This is a genomic window from Nonomuraea polychroma (genome assembly GCF_004011505.1).
Lineage (GTDB): Bacteria > Actinomycetota > Actinomycetes > Streptosporangiales > Streptosporangiaceae > Nonomuraea > Nonomuraea polychroma.
In genome coordinates this window covers 5538409-5559636 of record NZ_SAUN01000001.1, presented here as the reverse complement: position 1 = coordinate 5559636, position 21228 = coordinate 5538409, and the positions used below count along the sequence as shown (strand labels likewise).

Annotated in this window: 21 protein-coding genes; 10 read left to right on the top strand and 11 right to left on the bottom strand. The window is 70.3% G+C overall.

Annotated elements, in window-relative coordinates:
- The first annotated feature begins 141 nt into the window (after positions 1-141).
- Positions 142-1440 carry an MFS transporter gene (locus tag EDD27_RS25410; RefSeq protein ID WP_164903781.1) on the top strand — a complete coding sequence of 433 codons (1299 nt, stop codon included), beginning with the start codon at positions 142-144 and terminating at the stop codon, positions 1438-1440.
- A 70-nt stretch (positions 1441-1510) separates the two neighbouring features.
- Here the strand turns inward: EDD27_RS25410 and EDD27_RS25405 are convergent, their stop codons facing one another.
- Positions 1511-2845 (bottom strand): MFS transporter, encoded by a 1335-nt coding sequence (locus EDD27_RS25405; RefSeq protein WP_164903780.1) that lies wholly within the window; start codon positions 2843-2845, stop codon positions 1511-1513.
- A gap of 94 nt (positions 2846-2939) precedes the next feature.
- Here EDD27_RS25405 and EDD27_RS25400 point away from each other — a divergent pair, with 94 nt between their 5' ends.
- The 5 genes from EDD27_RS25400 to EDD27_RS25380 are packed head-to-tail and all read left to right on the top strand — an operon-like array spanning position 2940 to position 5596.
- Positions 2940-3620, top strand: a complete 681-nt coding sequence (locus EDD27_RS25400; RefSeq protein WP_164903779.1) for a GntR family transcriptional regulator — start codon at positions 2940-2942, stop codon at positions 3618-3620.
- A 9-nt stretch (positions 3621-3629) separates the two neighbouring features.
- Positions 3630-3992, top strand: coding sequence for a DUF2203 domain-containing protein (locus tag EDD27_RS25395; RefSeq protein ID WP_127934610.1), 363 nt, complete (start codon positions 3630-3632; stop codon positions 3990-3992).
- 47 nt (positions 3993-4039) lie between these two features.
- Positions 4040-4783: an SDR family NAD(P)-dependent oxidoreductase gene (locus EDD27_RS25390; RefSeq protein ID WP_127934609.1), complete on the top strand. Its 744-nt coding sequence runs from the start codon at positions 4040-4042 to the stop codon at positions 4781-4783.
- A 5-nt stretch (positions 4784-4788) separates the two neighbouring features.
- On the top strand, positions 4789-5130 hold the full coding sequence (locus EDD27_RS25385; protein ID WP_127934608.1) for an ArsR/SmtB family transcription factor: 342 nt from the start codon (positions 4789-4791) through the stop codon (positions 5128-5130).
- Positions 5123-5596: an SRPBCC family protein gene (locus tag EDD27_RS25380; RefSeq protein ID WP_127934607.1), complete on the top strand. Its 474-nt coding sequence runs from the start codon at positions 5123-5125 to the stop codon at positions 5594-5596. The genes EDD27_RS25385 and EDD27_RS25380 overlap by 8 nt, the downstream gene beginning before the upstream one ends.
- Before the next feature lie 47 nt (positions 5597-5643).
- Here the strand turns inward: EDD27_RS25380 and EDD27_RS25375 are convergent, their stop codons facing one another.
- Positions 5644-6426 (bottom strand): hypothetical protein, encoded by a 783-nt coding sequence (locus tag EDD27_RS25375; RefSeq protein WP_127934606.1) that lies wholly within the window; start codon positions 6424-6426, stop codon positions 5644-5646.
- A gap of 263 nt (positions 6427-6689) precedes the next feature.
- On the opposite strand from EDD27_RS25375, the gene EDD27_RS25370 reads away from it, so the two are divergent.
- Positions 6690-7694: a TolB-like translocation protein gene (locus tag EDD27_RS25370; protein WP_127934605.1), complete on the top strand. Its 1005-nt coding sequence runs from the start codon at positions 6690-6692 to the stop codon at positions 7692-7694.
- A gap of 5 nt (positions 7695-7699) precedes the next feature.
- The gene (locus tag EDD27_RS25365) at positions 7700-8668 is read left to right on the top strand and encodes a hypothetical protein (protein WP_127934604.1); all 969 of its coding nucleotides are present in this window, start codon (positions 7700-7702) and stop codon (positions 8666-8668) included.
- Between the two features lie 424 nt (positions 8669-9092).
- Here the strand turns inward: EDD27_RS25365 and EDD27_RS25360 are convergent, their stop codons facing one another.
- Positions 9093-9860, bottom strand: a complete 768-nt coding sequence (locus tag EDD27_RS25360) for a VOC family protein (RefSeq protein WP_127934603.1) — start codon at positions 9858-9860, stop codon at positions 9093-9095.
- A 161-nt stretch (positions 9861-10021) separates the two neighbouring features.
- Here EDD27_RS25360 and EDD27_RS25355 point away from each other — a divergent pair, with 161 nt between their 5' ends.
- On the top strand, positions 10022-10651 hold the full coding sequence (locus tag EDD27_RS25355; protein ID WP_127934602.1) for an alpha-ketoglutarate-dependent dioxygenase AlkB: 630 nt from the start codon (positions 10022-10024) through the stop codon (positions 10649-10651).
- A 434-nt stretch (positions 10652-11085) separates the two neighbouring features.
- Here EDD27_RS25355 and EDD27_RS25350 read toward each other — a convergent pair whose 3' ends face one another.
- From EDD27_RS25350 to EDD27_RS25320, 7 genes are all read right to left on the bottom strand, one after another.
- Entirely contained in the window at positions 11086-12147 is a 1062-nt protein-coding gene (locus EDD27_RS25350) for a WD40/YVTN/BNR-like repeat-containing protein (protein WP_127934601.1), read from the bottom strand.
- A 149-nt stretch (positions 12148-12296) separates the two neighbouring features.
- Positions 12297-13178 (bottom strand): D-alanyl-D-alanine carboxypeptidase family protein, encoded by an 882-nt coding sequence (locus EDD27_RS25345; protein WP_127934600.1) that lies wholly within the window; start codon positions 13176-13178, stop codon positions 12297-12299.
- 135 nt (positions 13179-13313) lie between these two features.
- Positions 13314-14495, bottom strand: coding sequence for a glycosyltransferase family 4 protein (locus EDD27_RS25340; protein WP_127934599.1), 1182 nt, complete (start codon positions 14493-14495; stop codon positions 13314-13316).
- Positions 14492-15337 carry a sulfotransferase family protein gene (locus tag EDD27_RS25335; RefSeq protein ID WP_127934598.1) on the bottom strand — a complete coding sequence of 282 codons (846 nt, stop codon included), beginning with the start codon at positions 15335-15337 and terminating at the stop codon, positions 14492-14494. Before EDD27_RS25335 ends, EDD27_RS25340 begins: the two co-directional genes overlap by 4 nt.
- 81 nt (positions 15338-15418) lie before the next feature.
- Positions 15419-16252, bottom strand: coding sequence for a carbohydrate ABC transporter permease (locus EDD27_RS25330; protein ID WP_127934597.1), 834 nt, complete (start codon positions 16250-16252; stop codon positions 15419-15421).
- Positions 16249-17172 (bottom strand): carbohydrate ABC transporter permease, encoded by a 924-nt coding sequence (locus EDD27_RS25325; protein WP_421917320.1) that lies wholly within the window; start codon positions 17170-17172, stop codon positions 16249-16251. The genes EDD27_RS25330 and EDD27_RS25325 overlap by 4 nt, the downstream gene beginning before the upstream one ends.
- Positions 17172-18503, bottom strand: a complete 1332-nt coding sequence (locus EDD27_RS25320; protein ID WP_241564241.1) for an extracellular solute-binding protein — start codon at positions 18501-18503, stop codon at positions 17172-17174. Before EDD27_RS25320 ends, EDD27_RS25325 begins: the two co-directional genes overlap by 1 nt.
- 166 nt (positions 18504-18669) lie before the next feature.
- Here EDD27_RS25320 and arfA point away from each other — a divergent pair, with 166 nt between their 5' ends.
- Positions 18670-20160 (top strand): arabinosylfuranosidase ArfA, encoded by a 1491-nt coding sequence (arfA, locus tag EDD27_RS25315; RefSeq protein ID WP_127934594.1) that lies wholly within the window; start codon positions 18670-18672, stop codon positions 20158-20160.
- Here the strand turns inward: arfA and EDD27_RS25310 are convergent.
- Complete coding sequence (locus EDD27_RS25310) at positions 20147-21160, bottom strand: LacI family DNA-binding transcriptional regulator (protein ID WP_127934593.1); 1014 nt, start codon at positions 21158-21160, stop codon at positions 20147-20149. The two genes, arfA and EDD27_RS25310, sit on opposite strands and share 14 nt — an antisense overlap.
- Positions 21161-21228 lie beyond the last annotated feature (68 nt).

Here is a 21228-nt window from a genome sequence, read left to right as displayed (position 1 = left end):
CGTCACAACGCCGACCCTGTGCTCGAGATCACATCGTGATCCCTCGAAATGTTGACTTATCCGTACAAAACGGAGAGCTTGGAGCAACTAGAAGCGCGTTCTAGAGCGACGTTCCCCCAGCCGTCCCCCGGAGGATGGGTCATGAAGCCGTTCTATGTCCGCGAGCTGAGCGTTTACCCGGTCGGTCGCCGCCGGATCTTCCTGCTGGCGATCGCGGTGCTGGCGAGTCTGGTGGCCAACTTCGAGACCACGATCGCCACCATCCTGCCCCTCCTCATGGAGGACCTGGGCATGTCGCTCACCGTCTACGGGCAGATCGCCGCGCTGTCGGTGCTCGTGGGCGGTCTCTCGGCCGGGTTCGGCGGCATCCTGTCCGACCGGTGGGGGCGGGTCACGATCCTGGTGCCCACCCTGACCATCACGGCCGCCTGCAACTTCCTGCTCGCCACTGTGGACTCCGTGGCGGAGCTCTTCTGGATCCGCTGCCTGATGTTGTTCATCGAGGGCGCGGGGATCACGATCACGGCTTCGCTCGTGCGGGACTTCTCGCCGCGGATGGGGCGGGCGCAGGCGTTCGCGTTCTGGACGTGGGGTCCTGTCGGGGCGTCGTTCCTGGCCTCGTTCATCGCGGGGTTCACATTGCCGCTGTTCGGCAACGCGTGGCAGTCGCAGGCGATCATCATGGGTGTGGTGTCGCTGGCCATGTGCGGTGTCATCATCTGGAAGATCGCCGAGCCGTCGGGGGCGCTGCGGGCCGAGGTGCTCCAGGACGAGGTCGCCGTGAAGGCCGAGGGGCGGGCTGACCACGGCCGGGTACGGCAGTTGTTCCGGCACCCGCACCTGTGGGCGCACGTCTTCGGCAACACCGGCTGGCAGGTGCTCTACTGGACGTTCGCGATCTTCGGCCAGACCATGCTGACGGGCGCGCTCGGCATGGAGGCGGCCGCGGCCAACCGGGTCGTGGCGCTGGGCATCGTGCTCAACGCCGTGGCCGTCGTGATCGTCGGCCGGGTCTCCGACCGGATCCAGCTGCGCAAGCCGTTCACCGCGGTGGGCACCGTGCTGACCGTGGCGACGCTCGCGTACTTCATCTCGCTGATCGGCCCCGGCGTCTCCGCGGCGCACGTGACCGTCGTCTTCGCGCTGCTCTACCTGTTCATGGGCGTCGCGTACGTGCCGTGGATGGCCAACTTCTCCGAGAACGCCGAGGACGTCGAACCCCGCCTCCAGGGCTCGGCCCTCGGCATCTGGGGCATGGTCGTCCGCGTCATGATCGTGGTGCTGCTGATCGTGTCGCCCCTGGTGGTGGAGGTCGGCGGCTGGCAGACGTGGCTCGGTGTGGCGCTCGCCGGCCAGCTCGTGTTCCTGGCCTCGATGGCGGCCTACAAGGGCAGATGGCGCACGGCTCTCAGCGCGCCGGCGCCGCAGCCGGCGGATTGACGCCCGTACCCTTCCCCGCGGGCGGCGGTGGCAGCCACCGCCCGCGGCTTTCGCGGCAATCAAGGATGGTTCAGGCGAACGGCCCGACCTGGCCGGGGATGCCGGGGCGCGGGGCGGGCTCGACGTCGGCGGCCAGGTCGAGGTCGCGGGTCTCCGGCGCGATGGCCAGGCCCAAGGTGGTGACGGCCAGGGCGATGACCACGTAGATCGACACCGCAACCGTGGTCTGGTACGTCTGGAACAGCTGCAGCGCGATGATCGGCGCGAGAGCGCCGCCGACGATGCCGGCCACCTGATAGCCCATGGAGGCGCCGCTGTAACGCAGCCGGGTGCTGAACAGCTCGGCGATGAACGCGGCCTGCGAGCCGTACATCGCGGCATGCGTGACCAACGCGACCACGGCGGCCAGCGCGATCAGCGGGAACGACTTCGTGTCCAGCAGCGGGAAGAACGCGAACACCCACACCGCGGCGCCCACCACGCCCGCGAAGTAGACCGGCCGCCGCCCTACCCGGTCCGACAGCGCCCCGAACAGCGGGATCAGCGCCAGTTGCAGCGCCGAGCCGATGAGGACGGAGTTCAGCGCGTACGAGCGCGGCAGGTCCAGTTGCCCCGTGATGTACACGATGATGTACGCGGTGAAGGTGTAGAACGCCACGTCCACCCCGATCCGCGCGGTGAAGGCGGACAACAACGCGCGCGGATGCGTGCGCAGCACCTCCAGCAGCGGCATCTTCGCCTTGGCGCCCTGCTGCTCGACCTCGGCGAACAACGGCGACTCGGTGATCCTCAGCCGCACCCACAGGCCCACGAACACCAGCGCGCCCGACAACAGGAACGGCACCCGCCAGCCCCACGACAGGAACGCCGCGTCCGACTGGACGAACGACAGGAGCGTGAGCAGCCCGGTGGCCAGCACGTATCCGGCGGGCACGCCGACCTGCGGCCAGCTGGCGTTGAAGCCGCGCCGCCGCCCGTCGCCGTGCTCCAGCGACATGATCACCGCGCCGCCCCACTCGCCACCGAGCCCGAGACCCTGAACGAAGCGCAGCAGCGCCAGCAGGATCGGCGCGATCACGCCCACGGCGGCGTAGCCGGGCAGCACGCCGATGAGGAACGTCGAGACGCCCATCACGAGCAGCGTCACGACCAGCACGGTCTTGCGGCCCACCCGGTCGCCGAAGTGGCCGAACACCACGCCGCCCAGCGGCCTGGCGACGAACGCGACGGCGTTGGTGGTCAGCGACGCCAGTGTCGCGTTGAACGGGTCGAGGTCGGGGAAGAACAACTTCGGAAAGACCAGCGTCGCGGCCGTGGTGTAGAGGAAGAAGTCGTACCACTCCAGCGACGTGCCGATCAGGCTGGCGAGGATCACCCGCCGGGTCTGTTGCGTGGAGCTTGACATCGATCGCTCCTAGGCTGTCGAGGGGGAGATAGTTTCAACATAAGAATCGTTGAACAATTCGACAAGAGGTTTGCTCCATGATTCCCTGTTAAATGTGGATGACGTCGTCGCTGATCTCTCCCAGGACCGGCCCCGGCTGGGACGCAGCAGCACGGCCGAGCGGGTGGCCGACATTCTGCGCGACCGCATCAGCGAGGGTTTCTTCCGCCCCGGCCAGCGGTTGTCGGAGGAGGCCATCTCCGAAGGGCTCGGCGTCTCGCGCAACACGCTGCGCGAGGCGTTCCGGCTGCTCGGCCACGAGCGGCTGCTCGACCACAAGCTCAACAGGGGCGTGTTCGTACGCCTGCCGTCCGTCGAGGACGTGCTCGACCTCTACCGGGTGCGCCGCGTGCTGGAAGGCGCGGCGGTGCGCCGGCCACCGTCACGGAAGGCGCTGGCCGTGGTCAGAGAGGCCATGCGCGACGCCGAGCGGGCCGCCGCCAAAGACGACTGGCAGGGCGTCGGCACCGCCAACATCCGCTTCCATCAGGCCCTCGTGTCGCTGAACGACAGCCCGAGGATCGACGAGCTCATGCGCCAGCTGCTCGCCGAGCTGCGCCTGGTCTTCCACGTGATGGAGAACCCGCGGGCCTTCCACGAGCCGTTCGTCGACCGCAACCGCACGCTGCTGGAGCTGATCGAGGCGGGCAAGCCGGAGGAGGCCGCCGCCTACCTGGACGACTATCTCGAGCATGCGGAGGAGCTGCTCGTCCACGCGTACGAGCCGAACCGTTAACGTTTCCACATGGAACGGATCTTCACCGTCGACGAGGCCCGCGCTCTGCTGCCCGGTGTGATCGAGGAGGCCCGCGTGGTGATCGCCGCCCGCGCCGACCTCGCCGAGATCACTTTCGACCGGCAGGCCGCGGGCGGTTCGCAGCTCGGCGGCATTGCCGAGATCAAGGCGCTCGAAGCCCGCATCGAGGAGATCCTCAGCGGGTGGACCGGCAGGGGGATCGAGGTGAAGGGCATCGCGCCCGTGCTGGTCGACTTCCCCGCGGTGCTCGAGGGGGTGTCGGTGCGGCTCTGCTGGATCGAGGGGGAGCGGGAGCTTGCCTGGTACCACCGTACGGACTTGGGCTTCGCCGGCCGCCGTCCGCTCCCATGAGGTATCGTATTCAACCTCAGCGTTGATAAACCGAAAGGTTGAATGCAATGCTCCTCGAGAACAAGGTCGCCGTCGTGTACGGCGCAGGCGGGTCGATCGGCGGCGCGGCGGCGCGGGCCTTCGCCCGCGAAGGCGCCCGCGTCTTCCTCGCCGGCCGCACCCCGGCCACACTCGACAAGATCGCGGCAGAGCTCGGCGGCGCCGCGGCGGCTTTCGTCGTGGACGCCCTGGACGAGGACGCGGTCGGCGCCTTCACCGACCAGGTCGCCGAGCGGACCGGCGGCATCGACGTCTCGTTCAACGCCATCGGCGTCCAGGACGTGCAGAAGCCCCTGATGGAGATCACCGCCGAGGAGTTCGCGCGGCCGATCGCGACCGCCACCCGCACGCAGTTCCTCACCACCAGGGCCGCCGCCAAGCACATGATCCCGCGCCGGTCCGGAGTGATCCTGATGTTCGGCGGCAGCGGGCCGCAGACGGCGCCCGGGCTGGGCGGGTTCAAGGTCGCCCTCGACGCCATGGAGGGCATGCGGCGGCAGTGGGCCTGCGAGGCAGGCCCGTACGGCATCCGCGTCGTCACCATGGTGACGGGCGGCGTGCCGGAGAGCCTCCCCGGCGATTACCCCGGGAGGGACGAGCTCGCCGCGAGCCTGCGCGAGCCGACCCTGCTCAAGCGCACCGCGACCCTGGCCGACGTGGGCAACGTGGCCGCGTTCGTGGCCTCCGACCGCGCCCGCACCATGACGTCGGCAACCGTCAACATCTCCTGCGGCGCGATCGTGGACTACTGAGCCGCATGCCGGACGACCAGCTCAGCCTCACCTTCGCCGCCCTCGCCGATCCGACCAGGCGGGCCATCCTCGCCCGGCTGGCCGACGGCGACGCGACGGTCAACGAGCTGGCCGAGCCGTTCGACATGAGCCTCCAGGCGGTCTCCAAGCATCTCAAGGTGCTGGAGCGGGCCGGGCTGATCAGCAGGGGCCGCGAGGCCCAGTGGCGGCCGTGCCGGCTGGAGACCGAGCCGCTGGAGAGCGCCTCGGCGTGGATCGACCGGTACCGCGACCGCTGGACCGACCGGTTCGAGCGTCTCGACCAGGAGATCAAGCGGATCCAGCGAGGAGAGGACGACCATGAGTGACACCACCGAGTTCGTCATCGAGCCCGGTCGCCAGGACATCATCATGACCCGGGTCTTCGACGCGCCCCGAGAGCTGGTGTTCCGGGTGGTCACCGACCCCGAGCTGCTCCCGCGCTGGTGGGGGCCGCGGTTCCTCACCACCCGGGTGGAGCGCATGGAGGTCAGGCCGGGCGGCCAGTGGCGTTACGTCAACAGCGACGCCCACGGCAGGGAGTTCTTCTTCCGCGGCGTGTACCACGACGTCGTGGCGCCGGAGCGGTTTTCACGGACGTGGGCGTTCGAGGGCTGGCCCGCGGACGTGGCACTGGAGACGGTCACGCTCGTCGAGGTGGACGGCGGGACGAAGTACGTCGCCCAGTCGGTGCACCAGTCGGTGGAGGCCCGCGACGCGATCATCCGCGCCGACGGCCCGCGGGGCGGCCGGGAGTCCATGGACCGCCTCGCCGAGGTGCTCGCCAGCCGCTGACCGTCACGTCGCCGCCTGGCCGGGCGGTGCGTCCGGGCCGCTGAGCGTCACTTGGGCCCCTGGGCCGGCGGGGCGTCCGGGTCTCGGTCAGGCCGGGCGTCCTTCCCCGCAGAGTCCCCACCCCGGTCGCCGGCCCGTCCCGGGGGCTCCCTGATCTGTCCGGGAGCCGTGGGCCGGGCCTCAGGGGTGGTGGGCCGCGCGTCGGGAGTGGTGGGCCGGGCCTCCGGAGGCGTTGCGGAGGGCTTGCCGGGCGTGGCCTTGGCGGGTGTGGGCTTGGCCGGCGTCGTCTTCCCGGGCTGTGTGGCGGTCTTGGCGGGGTGCGCGGTGGACTTGCCCGCCCGCGCGGTCGTGGCCACGGCCGCCGGCGCCTCCCGCCCGGACGGCGGGGTTGCAGCGGCCGTCGTCATGCCACCGGCAACGGCGGGCGGCGGCGTGCGTCCGTGACCGGCGACAGGCGTCGCGCCGCTCGCCGGGTCAGTGGCGGGCACGGCGGAGTCCGCCCGCGGCGTGTCGACGATCGGCGACGCGGCAGGCCTGGCGCTGAGCCCGGCCGGCGGCGTCGCCGCCGGGTAACCCTCGGGCACCGGTACGTGGTCCAGCGTGGGGGAGCTCCCGGGAATCCCCGCCAGCACGGCGGCCACGGCCAGATGGAGCAGCCCGGCGAGCACGGTGGAGATCCGCACCGCACGCGCCCGCCGCGCCCCCCGCTCAGCCGCCACGTCCTGGGACCGCGGGGACTCCGGCGTCACGTCCTGGGGCCGTTGAGGCTCCGGGGCCGCGTCCTGGGTCTGCCCAGGCTTCGGGGTCAGGTCCGGGCTCGCAGTGGTCACGAGGGGAGAGCCCATGCCGATGCCATGCCGAATCCTCCGATCGGGAACGATCAACCTTTTGATCTAGACATGGATGGCAGCGACGGTCAAGTGGTTCGCGAGCCGCCACCCGCAATGCCCACGGGTGCTCAGATCGGCCATCTCCCACAGGTTCACCGTCCGAGACTCTCACGCTCCACGTCCGACGGACAGCCGTGGCTGATCTGTGACCAACCGGACACGGCATGTGCGGATCTAAGCAGGTGAGCGAAAGGACCACAGCCATGAGGCATCACTCAGCGACCGCCGCCCTCCTGGCGGCGGCGGTCCTCGGCGGGCTGGGGCTCGTACCCGGCGCCGCCCACGCGCGGACCGGGCCCGCGGTGGCCCGCGCCGCCTGGATCAAGTCCTGCTACGACAAGAAGGAAGGCGACTCCCGCCCCTGCGGCCACTGGCGGCTGCTGCGAAGCGACGGCACGCAGGCCACCGTGCGCGACGCGGCCATCACCAAGATCGACGCTGCGGGGAAGGAGGTCCGCGACTCGGGCACGTTCGCGATCAGCGCGGACGGGAAGGTGCTCGCCTACGAACGCGCCGGCGACCACCGCCTGGTCGTCCGCCGGGTCGCCGGCGGCCCGGCCACGGTGCTGCCGAAGTCGGTGGTGCCCAAGGGCATCGGCACCGACGAGATCGGCGTCGACCTGTCACCGAGGGGCGACAAGATCCTGATCGACTACCTGGACGACCCCTCTCGCCTGCCCGCCAAGGTCGTCACGGTCGTCACCGGCAAGATCATCACGCTGCCCGCCGATGACACGATGCTGGGCTTCAGCGGCGACGGCGATGAGGTCCTCGCCACCCGCTACCAGGGCGACAACACCACCGCCATGCACGCCTACCCCCTCGACGGCGGCGCCCCGATCAAGAGCACGCCGCCCCAGGTCGTCGCGAACGCCCTCGCGCACGCCCTGGCCCCCGACGGCAAGACCGTGGCGACGTTCACGGCCGGCGACCCTGAGACGAAGCAGCCGCCGAGGGTGCGGATCTACGACCTGGAGACCGGGGACCTCTCCGCGAGCGGGGACCTGCCGGTCAAGCCCGGCGCGGTGCCGTACGCGCCGTACTGGACCGCGGACGGGCGGCTCGACGTGGTCGTGCACAGCGGGGAGGACGGGATGCCGGCGGTGATACGGGTGCTCACCGTCGACCCCGAGACCCGAGAGGCCACGCAGGCCGACAAGTACACGATCAGCAAGACCAGATACGCCTACTTCGCGGCCGGGGAGTGACCCACATGAGAACCACGATCTTCACGACCCTCACCGCCGCGCTCGTCGCCCTGGTCGCGGCCCCGGCGGCCGTGCACGCCAGTCCGCACCACCACGACAGCATCAGGTACGCCTCCATCAAGAGCTGCGAAGACCGGGGGGACGAGACGAGGCCGTGCGGCGGCTGGCGGCTCGTCATGCACAGCGGCAAGCAGGTGACGCTGGGCGACGCGCAAGGGGTCGCCCTCGACGAGAAGGGCAAGTCCACCCGCCACTTCCCGGCGGCCATCGCGGTCAGCGGGAACGGGCAGCGGGTCGCGTACTTCACCAAGACCGGCAGACTCGCCGTCCGGACACTCGGGGGCGGCGTCAAGCTGCTGGCCAAAGACGCGCTGCCGCGGGTCGGCCAGAACGAGGTGACGCTGATGCTGTCCGACGACGGCGGCCGGCTGGCCGCGATCTTCAGCGACGAGAAGTCCCACGCCACCCGCCTCTTCGACACCGCCACCGGCGACCGGCTCGGCACCGTGCCGGCCGACCTGGCCGTGCTGGGCTTCAGCGGCGACGGAGATGAGGTGCTCGCCACCTTCGACGCCGGCGAGACCGTCACCGACCTGCTGGCCTACAGCGACGCGGGGGAGCAGCTGCATCGTGCTACACCGCCGCAGGTCGTCGCGGTGAACGGGCCGCAGGCGCTGGCCGCCGACGGGCGTACCGTGGCGAACATCGTGCAGGGGGACAAGCCGGAGCTGGTGCTGTACGACCTGGAGTCCGACCAGGTCACCGACCGCAAGAAGATCAAACTGCCGGCCGGCGACCTCGACATGATCGACTGGACTGGCGATACCCAGGTGACCCTCCACCTGGTCCGCCACCTGTCCGGCTCCACCAGGATGACGGTCGTCCAGATCGACACGGGGACCGGCGCGGTCAAGGTCAGGGACCGGTACGCGGTCCTGAAGGACACCTTCGTGTTCGCCGCCTGCGGCGGCTGACCCACAGCCCGGTCGGTTTGCCCTGCGTCCTGCGCGACCACGGCGAGGCCGGAGACCTCGACCTGTGCGAGGCGGACGTCACGGGCATGCGGGCGGTGGCGGCGCGGCTGTGCGAGGTGCTGGGCGCCCGGACGCCGGCCGGGCGCGCTGCTCAACCGGCTGCTCGCCGGGGCGGCCCGCGCACCGAGGCTGACCAGCCATGGGGGTATGACGAGCTGGCTGGCCGCGGCGCCTGGTGCAGCATCACCCCGAGCGGCGGCCCGCCGACGGCGGGCAGAGCGCGCGGAGGAGCCGATGTTAGGAAAGGCGGGCGACGGGAAGGTGCGCGGATGCAAGCGCTTGAGCTGGACGTCGCGGGATCATGCGGCGGGGGACCCGGCCCGGCCTGTACGGGCTGCGTGCCGCACAGGCCGGGCCCAGCCGCTCACTCCGCGCTGGTGACGACCGCGAAGCGGGCCCCGTGCGGATCGATGAGGACCGCTATGCGCCCCACCCCCTCATAACTCATCGCAGGACCCCGCACCGTGCCGCCGAGCTGTTGCGCCATGGCCACCGTGGCGTCGCAGTCCGGCACCTCGAAGAACGGCAGCCAGTGCGAGCTGTCGCCGGGCTCCAGCTCGGCGAGCCCGGCCATCGACGACTCCTCGCCGCCCCCGGCGGGGGAGACCACGGGATAGGACAGGTCGCCCATCGGCATGTCCTGGATCGACCAGCCGAAGACCGCCTCGTAGAAAGTGCGCGCGACGGCGAGGTCGGGAACGTAGAGCTCGATCCAGCCGAGCGAACCCGGCTCCGTGACCAGCTCGAGCCCTTTGGTCGCGCCCGGCTGCCACACGGCGAACCTCGCCCCCGCCGGATCGGCGAACACCGCCATCCGGCCCTGTCCCTCGATGTCGCGCGGTGGGGCGACGACCGTGCCGCCCGCCTGCTCGATCGTCTTGGCGACGGTGTCGGCGTCAGGCGTCTGGAAGTACGTCAGCCAGGCCGCGGCCGGGTTGTCCTCGGTGGCGTGGCTGATCCCGGCGACGGTCTTGCCGTCGACCTGACACAAGCGGTAGTCCCTGTGCTCGGGGCCGAGCGTGAGCGACTCCCAGCCGAACAGCCCGGTGTAGAACGCCGCGGAACGGTCGACGTCAGGGCTGTTGACGTCGATCCAGCAGGGGGTGCCCGGAAGGTAATGGGTGGTGAGCATGACGTGGCTCCTTCGCGTGACGAATCGGTGTGGTGGCCTCCTCACCTCACGGCGCGGTCTGAGGGCGACGCCACTCGAATCCGGCGACTGACAGCGTCGCACGCCCCACAGGCCACGGCCACCTCGAATATGTGTTTGAACCATGGCATAGAATCGACACTATGACAGCCGCGTTCCAAGCATCTCTGCTGGGCCTCGACGAGGAGCTCGGCGTCGGTCCGCTCGGCGACACCGTGCGCCGGACGCATCTGGGCCAGGGCGCCTGGATCGACCTGCGGCCGGGCTGGCTGTCGGGGGCCGACACGCTGTTCGAACGGCTCGCCGAGGTGGTGCCGTGGCGGGCGGAGCGGCGGCGGATGTACGACCGGATGGTGGACGTGCCCCGGTTGCTGAAGTTCTACGACGAGGACGAGACCCTGCCGGACCCGGTGCTCGAGGACGCCCGGCGCGCGTTGAACGCCCATTACGAGGAGGAGCTCGGGGAGCCGTTCCGCACGGCCGGACTCTGCTTCTATCGGGACGGGCGGGACAGCGTGGCCTGGCACGGGGACACGATCGGCCGGGGAAGCACCGAGGACACGATGGTCGCGATCGTCTCGGTCGGCTGCCCCCGCCCTCTCCTGCTCCGTCCGCGCGGCGGCGGTGCCTCGATCCGGCGCGACCTGGGTCACGGGGATCTGATCGTGATGGGCGGCAGCTGCCAGCGCACGTGGGAACACGCCATCCCGAAGACGACCCGCCCGACGGGCCCGCGCATCAGCATCCAATTCCGCCCCCGCGGCGTCCGCTGACTCCCGGACCGCGGATCAACGCCCGCCCGCAGTCGTCGGCACCGCCGACGCACACGCGCCCTCAGCAGCGTCCGGGCCGGCAGTGACACGGCGCCCGCACCTGGCGCACCCTTCGGGCATCCCCACCCACGGGGGCATGCGCGCCGTGTGCCACGCACGACCCCACCCGCGCATCTCCCCGCACTGGCGCCCACATGCGGCACGCACCGGCACCCCACATGGCGTGCCCCTCGGGGGCGTTCGCGTCCACGGGGCATGCGCCGTGTGGCACGCGCGCTCGCATGCAGCCCCGGGCCCTGCAGCGGCGCGTCCCCACCCACGGGCATGCGCGCCGACGCCACGTGCGCGTGCCGTGCCGTGCCCGGATGTCAAGGCGCCGCCGGTGCGGCCGTTGGTGACGGAGACGCGCGCCCGCGATGAGGGAGGGGCCAGGGTTACGTCATGGTGAGCCTGGCGACGCGGCCCTGTTCGCCCGACGCCCAGCAAGCCCCGTCCCGAGCGCACGACACCGTGTCGAACGACCCGCCGTCGAACGTCTCCCAGCTCCGCCCGCCCGAGTACGTCACATCACTCCCGGACGGCCCCACCGCGACAGCGGCGAACGGCGGGTACGGCAACCACGTCACCCCGGACCGGTACGCCGGCGGCGGGACGGCCGCCGGTTGCCAGGTGGCGCCGCCGTCCCTGGTCACCGCGCCCGCGCTGGGCGACTGCTGGTCCGGCCGGAAGTCGCCGCCGACCGCGATGCCGCGGTGCCGGTCGCGGAAGGCCAGCGCGAACACGCCGCGCGCCGGGTCCCCGGCCGGGATCGGCGTGTCGGCCACCGTCCACGTACGCCCGCGATCCGCCGAGTGGAACACCCGCGACCGCTCGGCCCCGCCGGCGGCCAGCCACACGTCCCGGCCGCCGGCCGTGACCAGGCACTGCCCGCTGGCCGCGAACCCGGCCTCACCCGGCAGCGCCTCCGGCATGCCGTCCGAGGGGAGCACCCGCCAGCTGCGCCCGCCGTCCTCCGTGGCCAGGATCCGGAACTTGCCGTCCACCGGGTCGCTCATGGCCAGCCCGTGTGACCGGTCGAAGAACGCCAGGCAGTCGTAGAACGCGCGGGGCTCGTCGTTCCTGAACGTTTCCGCCCAGGTCTGCCCGCCGTCCTCGGTGCGGTAGACCCGCGAGTCGGTGCCCTCGCCGATGGACAGCGCCACGGCCCGGCGCGCGTCGAACGCCTCGATGTCGCGGAACTGAAGGGCGGCGGTGCCGGGCGGCGAGACGTTCTGCCAGGTCCGGCCACCGTCCACGGTCCTCAGCACCGTGCCGCCCGAGCCGGAGGCCCAGACCACGTCGCGGCTGACGGGCGACAGGCCGCGCAGGCGCGCGGTCACCCCGGTCTCCTTGAGCTCCCAGCCGAGCCGGAGCGGGCCGGCGTGGGCCGGGAACGGGGCCGCCGCCGCGAGTACGAGGGTCGCTGACAGCGCGCTCAACGCGATGCGAAGGTTCATGTCGGGCAAACTAGACCAAAGGATCAACACCGTCCATGGGGCCGATGGATCCAGTTGGCTGATCGACCACGCCTCGCGTCACGCGGCCGGCCGCCCCGGCGTCGGACGGCCGGCTCGCCCAGGGGTCATGCGGCCGGCTCGCTCAGGGGTCAGGCGGCCTGGCGGCTCGCGCCCCAGGTCAGCAACTCCTCGGCCGTGGCGAAGCGGCGGCTGGAGTCGGACTCCCCGAGCAGCACGCCCACCAGGCGCTGCCCGTCCTGCTCACTGGCGAACGCCAGGCAGAACCCGGCCGCCCGGGTGAACCCGGTCTTCAGCCCGATCGCGTCCGGGGTGGTCCGCAGGAGCCGGTTGGTGTTGCGCCAGCTGTACGACCGATGCTCACCGTTGGCGTCGAGCGAGTGGTACCGGGTGCCGGCCGTCTCCTTGATCAGCGGGAGCTCCAGCGCCTTGGCGGCCAGCAGAGCCTGGTCCCGCGCGGTGGAGTAGCCGTCGCTGCCCGGCATGGGCAGGCCGTCGGCGTTGACGTACTGGGTGTCGGCCATGCCGAGCTGGCGGGCGGTCGCGTTCATCTTGGCGACGAAGCCGTCGACGCCCGGGCCGTACGTGCGGGCCAGGGCGTGCGCCGCATCGGCGCCCGAGGGCAGCATCAGGCCGTACAGGAGCTCGTTCACGGTGAGGCGGTCGCCGGCACGCAGGTCCGCGGTGGTGCCGCCGCCGTCCTCGGCGTACGAGACGTCGGCGGGAGCGATCTGGACCACGTCCGTCGGCTTGGCGGTCTTCAGGACGACATATGCCGTCATCGTCTTGGTGAGGCTGGCGATCGGCATCCGCTCGGTGCCGTTGTCGTCGAACAACACTTTGCCGGAGGAGGCGTCGATCAGGTAGGCGGCGCGGCCGTACACCGTGGGGGTGTCGACGGCGGCGGCCGCGGGAAGGAGCGCTGACGCGCTCGCGTGTGCGGGCGCGGCGAGCCCTGTGGCCAGGGTAAGAATGCCTGCCAAGGCGGCCGTGATGGCTTTCCAGGTACGCATTGACCCAGGCTGCCCCGCCCTTGAGGGTGCTTTTGCCGAAATAAGCGAAATTGAGGGATAAAGCGCCCGGAAAGGCCGATAACGCCGCGATTTCCGGTTGGTAGATCTTTGGGGAATGTCTAAAGAAACCGGGGTCTACCTGCTGCCGCTCCAGAAATTGTCCGTCACGCGCTCGCCCTGCAGCAGCTCAGAGAACAAATCCTCCCACAATGGCATCACGAGTTCCGGCGCGTACGCCCGAGACGTTTTCACCGCCTCTTTTCCCATCCGCACCCGCAGTTTCCGATCCGCGACGACGCGCTTCAGCGCAGCGGCCAGCGCGTCCACGTCCCGGGGCGGCACCAGCATCCCGTCCACGCCGTCGGTCAGCACGTCCCGCGGCCCGGTCGGGCAGTCGAAGGCCACCACGGGCAGCGCGTGCGTCATCGCCTCGACCATCACCATGGGCAGGCCCTCGAACCGCGAGCTCAGCGCGTACACGGAGGCCTCGGTCAGCTCGCGCTCCAGGCGATCGGTGCGCCCGGGCAACGTCACGTGCTCGCGCAGCCCGTACTGCTTGATGAGCCCGCTCAGCTGGCCCTTGCGCGGCCCGGTGCCGAAGATGCGCAGCCGCCACTCCGGATGCTCCGCCACCACCTGCGCGAAGGCCGGGATCAGCAGGTCGAACCCCTTCTGCGGCACCAGCCGGCCGGCCGCGATCACGACGGGATTCACCTGCTGGGAACGTTCCTGGTCGACCTTGTGCACGGCGTTCGGGATCTGCACGATCGGCGTGGCGGGGAGCAGCCGCTGGTATTCGAGCCGGTTCGTCTGCGTCAGCACGGTGATCGCGTCGAAGCGGCCGTAGTGGCGGGCGATCTCCCTGCGGATGGTGTCGGGGTAGGCCGACAGGTTCATGTGCTCCTGGGCGACCCTGATGACGCTCTTGGGGGTACGGCGGGCGGAGATCAGGTTCAGCGCCGGCCGGGTGGTGATCAGGATGCCGTCGCGCAGCTTGGCGCAGTAGTCCATCGCCGCCCACTCCACCCGCTCGGTGAAGTAGTCGGCCGCGAACTCCCCGCGGGGCACGACCTTGCCGCGTACCCGGCGCCAGGCCCGCCGCCCGATCGAGTCGGGCCGGCGCCCACCACGCTGGTCCACCAGCGTGGTGATCGTGATCCGCGGGTCCAGCGCGAACTGCGGCGTGTCGCGCCGCCGTACCACGCTGACCAGCTCCACCTCGTGCCCCGCCGCGGCCATCGCGTTCGCCTGGTTGACGACCGTGCGAATGGTTCCGCCCATGCCGTACGCGTGCAGCATGAGATAGCGGATCTTCACGAGAGGTACCCCCAGGTGCGGGAGATCGGCTTCAACGCCTCGGGGATCTCGTGCTCGGCCGGCAGTTCGCGGGCGGGCTGCACGGTGCCGGTGCGGATCTTGTCGCGCCAGTCGCCGAGCCCCTTCTGGATCACAGTCTGCTTGCCGTACGAGAGCATCTCCGGCTCCCACTCCAGGTCCAGGAACGCGCAGATCTCGCGGGTGACGCGCTCCGGCTCGGCGCTGAGCTCCTCGTACTTGACGGTCAGGCCCGGCAGCGCCTTCCTGGCCCGCTGCACGGCCTTCATGTACCGCAGCGCGTCCAGCGCGGCCTCGTCGGCAGTGCGCTTGTCGGGGCTGGCCTCGTGCCAGGACGTGGCGATCGAGGCGGGGTGGCGCAGCAGGAAGATGAAGCGGGCGTCGGGCCAGCAGGTCGCGATGCGCTGGTAGGCGAAGGCGTTCGCGGGTGTCTTGTCCACGATGTACCGCTTGCCGCTGCGGACCAGTTCCCGGTGCAGGACCCGGTCCCACAGCAGATGCTCCAGATCGGCCTGGTTGTGGCCGAGCGCCGCCATCGCCTTCGACGCCAGGTTCGTCTCGAAACTCACCTTCAGGCGTCGTACGTGCAGCTCATGGGGAGCATGCAGGGCCGAATGGGCGTTCAGTATCGACCGCAGGAGCGTCGAGCCGGACCGCACGGGGGACAGGAGGAACACGGGGGCTTCGAGCAGCCGGTCGGTCAGCGGATCCGCGGGCGGTCTGACCTCAGGACCGGGAGGGGCCGAAGGCTCTTTCCCGGCCCGTTCGATCTGGAATCCGGTGAACCTGACCAGCGCTTTGTTCACCTTACGCTGCCAGTTCATGCCGAGCGAGACTACCGTCAGTTCCTGGTAATTGTCTGGCAACCCGAGGGCCAGCCGGTCGCCTCGCTCAGGGGATGGACGTCACTGGCCGGCCAGGCCGGTGTGGGCGACGCCGCGGACGATCTGCCGCTGGAACAGCACGAACACCACGAGCAGCGGCAGCCCGGCCAGCACGACGGACGCCATGATCTGCGCGTACCGCAGGCCGAAGGTGCCCTGCACGACGTTCGCCAGCCCCACCGGCAAGGTCATCGTGTTCGGGTCGGTGGAGACCAGGAACGGCCAGAGGAAGTTGTTCCACGTGGTGATGAACGTGAAGATCGACACTGCGGCGAGCACGGGCCGCGACAGCGGCAGCACGATCGTGAAGAACACCCGCCACCGTCCCGCGCCGTCCACGAACGCGGCCTGCTCCAGCTCCGGCGGCACGTCCTGGAAGAACTTGTACAGGACGTAGACGATCAGCGGCGCGGCCACCTGCGGCAGGATGATGGCCCACCAGGTGTCGACGAGCCCGAGCGCGACCATCTCCGCGAACAGCGGCGCGATCAGCACCTGCGGCGGCACCATGATCCCGGCCAGGATGATCGCCAGCAGCGCCCGCTGGCCGCGGAACTGCGTGCGCGCGAACCCGTACGCCGCCATCGCGGAGAGCAACACGGTCAGGAACGTGGTGATCACCGCGGTGATCGTGGAGTTGATCGCCCACTTGACGATGCCGCCGGTGCCCAGGACCAGCTGGTACGAGTCCAGCGTGATCTCGCTGCCGATCCACTCCAGCGGGATCTTCGTGGTCTCGGACTCGGGCTTGAGCGAGGTGGCCACGGCCCAGGCGATGGGCGCCAGCCAGAGGATCGCCAACGCCAGCGCCACCACCAGCAGGATGAGCTGGCTGATGCTGAACCGCTTGGTCATGACGAACCCTCCGCGCGCTTGCGGAACAGCCGCAGCTGTGCCAAGGAGACGATGACGATGATGGCGAACAGGATGTACGACACGGCCGAGGCGTAACCGATGCGGTAACCGGTGAAGCCCATGTCGTAGGCGTACTCGATGATCGGCCGGGTCGAGTCCTCCGGGCCGCCGCCCGTCATGAGATAGATCTGGTCGAAGACCTTGAGTGAGGCCAGCAGCTGCAGCACCACGATGAGCGCTGTCGTGCGGCCGAGCAGCGGCAGGGTGATGGAGCGCAGCTTGTCCCAGGCCGAGGCGCCGTCGATGGCGGCGGCCTCGTACAGGTGCTGCGGGATGGACTGAAGAGCGGCCAGGTAGAGCAGGAAGTTGAAGCCGACCGTCCACCAGACCGTGGTCAGCACCACCGAGAACATGGCCGTCGACGGGTCGGTCAGCCAGGTGAAGTCGGTGCCGAGCGTGCCGTTGATCAGGCCGTAGTCGGGCGGGTAGATCATCTGCAGCCAGAGGATCGACACCACGGCCGACGGCAGCAGGAACGGCCCGAAGAACGACAGCCGCCACAGCCACTGCACGAACCGCAGATGGTGCACCAGCAACGCGAACCCGAGGCCGAGCAGCACCAGCGGGACCGTGCTCAGCACGGTGAAGACCACCGTGTTCCAGAGCGAGCGCCACATGCGCGGGTCGGCGAACGCCTCGGCGTAGTTGTCGAACCCGACCATGTTGTCGTTGGTGCCGGCGATGTTGACGCTCGACATGCTCATCCGCAGGCCGAGTATGGTCGGCCAGACCAGGAAGACCACGTAGATGACCAGGAAGGGCGCGACGAACAGCAGCCCGTGCTGGGTCCAGCCGCGCCGGACCTTGGCCTCGGTGGCGGCGGGGGTGGCGGCGGCGGGGGCGGCGACGGTGGTGGTCATCATCGCTCCTGCTCGGGGAAGGGGTTCGGGGCCGACAGGAGCCGGTTCAGCGAGGCCTTGGCCGCGGCCAGGCCCTCTTCAGGCGTGCGCTCACCGCTGATCACCGGGGAGAACGCCTCCCCGATCTCGATCCACATCCTGGACGCCGACCCGGCGAACCACACCTGGGGATCGAGCGCGACCTCGGTGATGACGGAGCGGTACTCCGACTGGGGCTGCAGCGCGAGGTAGTCGGGCTCCTCGAGGGCGGGCAGGTACGCGGGCACGTGCCCGGCGACCGCCCAGTCCGCGCTGTTCTTGACGAGGTAGGCGATGAATTGGTACGTGGCCCGCTCGACCTCGGGATCACGGTTGCGCTGGTGCGGCAGGACGAACGAGTGGCAGTCGGCCTGCGCCGCGCCGGTGCCGAAGACGCTGGGGAAACGGGTCATGCTGAACGGCGTCTTGCGTTCCTTGAGCCCGGTCGTCTCCCAGTCGCCGTTCCACAGGAACGCGGACTGGCCGTTGGTGAAGCTGGCGACGGAGGCGCCGTAGTCGGTGCGCGGATCGCACAGCCCTTCCTGCCCGAGCTGGGCCATGAGCCGCAGCGCCTGCAGTGCCTTCTGGTCGTCGATGGCGATCGTGGTGCCGTCGTCCGACAGCAGGGTGCCGCCGCTTTGCGGGTAGAGCGAATACCACACCCGCCAAGGGCCGACCGTGCCCAGGCCGAGCGCGTCGAACACCAGCGGCGGCTTGCCGCCCAGCGCCTCCTTGGCCTTGCGGAGCATGGCCAGCAGCTCGTCCTGGTTCCGGGTGGGCAGGAGCTTGCCGTCCGAGCCGAGCAGTCCCGCCTTGCCGCAGATGTCGGTGTTGTAGTACTGCACCATCGGGTGGGCGTCGAACGGGATCGCGTACAACACACCGTCGAGGTGGGCCCGCTCCCAGATGGGCGGGCTGAAGTCGGCGGCCCGCAGCCCGACCTCCTCCAGCAGCTTGACGTTGATGGGGTCGAGGATGGCGCCGGCGCCGATCCCGGCCAGCCGGGCCAGGTGGAAGGTGGCCAGGTCGGGAGAGCGGCCGCCGGCGCCGGCCATGGCGATCTTGGTGTAGTAGGGCTCGCCCCAGGCGAGCACGTTCTCTTCAACGAAGATGTTCGGATTGTCCTTGGCGAACGCCGTGACCATCTTGTTCATGATGATGCCGTCGCTCGCACCGAGGAAGTGCCAGTACTGGACGCGGTTCTGGGCGGAGCCGAGCCCTACCGGAATGGCGCAACCGGCGGCCGTGGCGCCGGCGAGCGCCAGGCTGCCGCCGAGGAGGCTCCGGCGGGTGATTTTGGGGGGTTCTTGCACGGTTGCCTCGATGTTTCGTCGGGGTTACCCGAGTGTTAGCGGTAACAACAGGGATGTCAAGGCCCTGATCGCAACTGGTTTTCGTGATCGCACGACCTTGACCAGCCGCGCTGATAACGCTAACAATTCTGAGCGAAGTAACGCCCGCGAAACAGGAGCCACCTTCGTGCATCAGGCCAAACTCACGATCGATCCCGCGTTCAAGGTCGCTCCGGTACGCCGGCGTACGTTCGGCACGTTCGTCGAGCACCTCGGGCGCTGCGTCTACACCGGCATCTACGAGCCGGGGCACCCGGCGGCCGACGAGGACGGCTTCCGCCGCGACGTGCTGGACCTGACCAGAGAGCTGGGCGTCTCCACGGTCCGCTATCCGGGCGGCAACTTCGTCTCCGGCTACCGCTGGGAGGACGGCATCGGGCCCAAGGACCAGCGCCCGCGCCGGCTCGACCTGGCCTGGCACAGCACCGAGACGAACGAGGTCGGCGTCGACGAGTTCATGCGCTGGTGCCGCAAGGCCGGCGTCGAGCCGATGATGGCGATCAACCTCGGCACCCGCGGCATCGAGGCGGCGCTCGACCTGCTCGAATACTGCAACCACCCGTCCGGCACCGCCTTGTCCGACCTGCGGATCGCGAACGGCGCCAAGGAGCCGCACGGGATCAGGATGTGGTGCCTGGGCAACGAGATGGACGGCCCCTGGCAGACCGGGCACAAGACGGCCCGCGAGTACGGCAGGCTCGCCGCCGAGACCGCCCGCGCCATGCGCATGGTGGAGCGGGACCTGGAGCTGGTGGCCTGCGGCAGCTCCAGCTCCGGCATGCCGACCTTCGGCGCCTGGGAGGCGGAGGTGCTGGAGGAGACGTATGACCTGGTGGACTACATCTCCTGCCACGCCTACTACGAGGAGAAGGACGGCGACCTCGGCAGCTTCCTGGCCTGCTCGACCAACATGGAGTACTTCATCCGCTCGGTCGTGGCCACCGCCGACCACGTCGGCGCCCGGCTCAAGTCACGCAAGCGCATCGACATCTCCTTCGACGAATGGAACGTCTGGTACCTGTCGCGCTTCGAGAACGCCGAGCCGCCCGCCGACTGGCCGGTCGCGCCGCCGCTGCTGGAGGACCACTACCACCTGGCCGACGCGGTCGCCTTCGGCGGCCTGCTCATCACGCTGCTGCGCAACAGCGACCGGGTGACCGCCGCCTCGCTGGCGCAGCTGGTGAACGTGATCGCGCCGATCATGACCGAGCCAGGCGGGCGGGCGTGGAAGCAGACCACGTTCCATCCGTTCGCCCAGGCCTCCAGGCTCGCGGCGGGCGACGTGCTGCGGGTCGAGCCGGTGTCGCCGCTGTACGAGACGGCCGAGTACGGCGAGGTGCCGCTCCTGCACGCGGTGGCCACGCACTCCGGCGAGGGCACGACCGTGTTCGCGGTCAACCGCTCCACCGACGGGCCGCTGTCCCTGGAGATCGACGCGCGGGCCCTCGGCGGGAGGCGGATCGTCGAGGCCACCACGCTGACGGACGCCGACGTCTACGCCCGCAACACGGCCGACGACCCGGACCGCGTCGCGCCCCGGCCGAACGCGGACGTCGAGCACGACCCGATGCGGGTCCTGCTGCCGCCGGTCTCCTGGAACGTGATCAGGCTCGGCTAGCGGTGCTCTCGCGGACGATGAGCTCCGGCTCCACCAGCCGGCGGGCGTCGGACTCGGCGCCCGCCATCCGGTCCAGCAGCAGGTGGAAGGCGTGCCGGCCGACCTCATGGAAGTCCTGCCGCACGGTCGTCAGCGGCGGCCAGAAGTACGCGGCCTCGGGAATGTCGTCGAACCCGGCCACGCTCACGTCCTCGGGGACGCGCCGCCCCGCCTCGCGCAGCGCACGCAGCACACCGAGCGCCATCTGGTCGTTGGCCACGAACACGGCGGTGACTTCGGGGTTGCGGGCGAGGTCGCGGCCGAGCTGATAGCCGGAGCGCGCGCTCCAGTCGCCGCGCAGGATCTCGGGCACCGGCCGGTCGGCGGCCTCGAGCACGCCGCGCCAGCCTTCGATGCGGCCGTTGGCGTCGAGCCAGTCCGCGGGCCCCGCCACGTGCCAGACCGTCTCGTGGCCGAGGCTGAGCAGATGCCTGGTCACGCGGACGGCGCCGGCCCTCTGGTCCACCTTGGCGACGGGCACCGGGATGTCGTCGCCCGCGTCCACCGCGACCACCGGCATCTCGGGCGGCAGATGGCGCAGGCCGTCGGCCGCCGACTCGTGCGGGGCCACGATGATGATGCCGTCGACGGCCTGGGCGCGCAGCCGCTCCACGCCTTCCTCCATCGACCTGCGGTTGAGCGAGCTCAGGCTGGCGATGCTGACGTTGTAGCCGGCGTGCCTGGCGGCCTGCTCGATGCAGTAGAGCGTGGATGCGGGACCGTAGAGCGTGGTGTCGATGCTGACCACGCCGAGCACGCCGGAGCGGCCGGTGACGAGCTGGCGGGCGGCCTGGTTGGGGCGGTAGTCGAGCTCCTTGACGGCGGCCAGCACGCGGGCCCGGGTCTCGGCCCTGACCCGTTCGGGCGCGTTGAGCACGCGCGAGACGGTCATCGTGGAGACGCCGGCGAGCACGGCGACGTCCATGAGCACCGCAGGCCTGCCGTTCTTGGATTTGACCACGGCTCACCCCCTCGGCGGTAACGCTAACAGGCCGAAGGGGCGAGCGCGCGATCATATTTTCCGGCGGG

Bases quoted from the DNA above. Each gene is read 5' to 3' on its own strand.
- EDD27_RS25410 (WP_164903781.1), top strand. From the start codon at position 142: ATGAAGCCGTTCTATGTCCGCGAGCTGAGCGTTTACCCGGTCGGTCGC.
- EDD27_RS25405 (WP_164903780.1), bottom strand. From the start codon at position 2,845: ATGTCAAGCTCCACGCAACAGACCCGGCGGGTGATCCTCGCCAGCCTG.
- EDD27_RS25395 (WP_127934610.1), top strand. From the start codon at position 3,630: ATGGAACGGATCTTCACCGTCGACGAGGCCCGCGCTCTGCTGCCCGGT.
- EDD27_RS25390 (WP_127934609.1), top strand. From the start codon at position 4,040: ATGCTCCTCGAGAACAAGGTCGCCGTCGTGTACGGCGCAGGCGGGTCG.
- EDD27_RS25385 (WP_127934608.1), top strand. From the start codon at position 4,789: ATGCCGGACGACCAGCTCAGCCTCACCTTCGCCGCCCTCGCCGATCCG.
- EDD27_RS25380 (WP_127934607.1), top strand. From the start codon at position 5,123: ATGAGTGACACCACCGAGTTCGTCATCGAGCCCGGTCGCCAGGACATC.
- EDD27_RS25370 (WP_127934605.1), top strand. From the start codon at position 6,690: ATGAGGCATCACTCAGCGACCGCCGCCCTCCTGGCGGCGGCGGTCCTC.
- EDD27_RS25365 (WP_127934604.1), top strand. From the start codon at position 7,700: ATGAGAACCACGATCTTCACGACCCTCACCGCCGCGCTCGTCGCCCTG.
- EDD27_RS25360 (WP_127934603.1), bottom strand. From the start codon at position 9,860: ATGCTCACCACCCATTACCTTCCGGGCACCCCCTGCTGGATCGACGTC.
- EDD27_RS25355 (WP_127934602.1), top strand. From the start codon at position 10,022: ATGACAGCCGCGTTCCAAGCATCTCTGCTGGGCCTCGACGAGGAGCTC.
- EDD27_RS25350 (WP_127934601.1), bottom strand. From the start codon at position 12,147: ATGAACCTTCGCATCGCGTTGAGCGCGCTGTCAGCGACCCTCGTACTC.
- EDD27_RS25345 (WP_127934600.1), bottom strand. From the start codon at position 13,178: ATGCGTACCTGGAAAGCCATCACGGCCGCCTTGGCAGGCATTCTTACC.
- EDD27_RS25335 (WP_127934598.1), bottom strand. From the start codon at position 15,337: ATGAACTGGCAGCGTAAGGTGAACAAAGCGCTGGTCAGGTTCACCGGA.
- EDD27_RS25330 (WP_127934597.1), bottom strand. From the start codon at position 16,252: ATGACCAAGCGGTTCAGCATCAGCCAGCTCATCCTGCTGGTGGTGGCG.
- EDD27_RS25325 (WP_421917320.1), bottom strand. From the start codon at position 17,172: ATGACCACCACCGTCGCCGCCCCCGCCGCCGCCACCCCCGCCGCCACC.